The following is a 516-nucleotide window of genomic DNA, read 5'->3' as shown; positions in this document are numbered from 1 at the left end:
TTGCTCTGGTATCCGTCGCACTATGAGGGATTCGAGAGTTCGGACAATGTGATCTACACCGGAGCATCGCCCAACCAGCACGTGCTGCCGCTGGTCGACTATCTCGCTTCGCGGGTCGGCACCCGCGCATTCTGCGTCGGCTCCAACTACATCTGGGCTTGGGAGAACAATCGCATTTTCCGCGAAGCGTTGACCGCGCGTGGAGGCACTGTGGTCGCGGAACGATACCTGTCCGTGKGCGATACCGAATTCGACCAAGTGATATCGGCGATCCTCGACCAGCGTCCCGATTTCGTCTTCAACAACCTGATCGGTACGAGCGCCTATGCCTTCTTCCGCGCTTTCCGTGCGGCCTGCCGCGCGCGCGGTATCGATCAAGTCAATGAAATTCCGGTGGCCAGCTGCACGCTGTCAGAGCCGGAGCTTGCGGAGATTGGCGACGAGGCTATCGACGGGCACTTGAGTTCCAGCGTCTATTTCTCCTCGCTGGAATCGCCGGCGAACGCGGCATTCATC

General features: G+C 59.6%; 1 protein-coding gene. It reads left to right on the top strand.

Annotated elements, in window-relative coordinates; translation table 11 throughout:
- On the top strand, nucleotides 1-516 hold a 516-nt coding region (locus ACXJKG_RS21440), incomplete at both ends, for a transporter substrate-binding protein (protein ID WP_456847730.1).

This window comes from Cellulomonas sp. P5_C6, from assembly GCF_054049635.1.
This window is presented reverse-complemented; position numbering and strand designations above follow the sequence as displayed.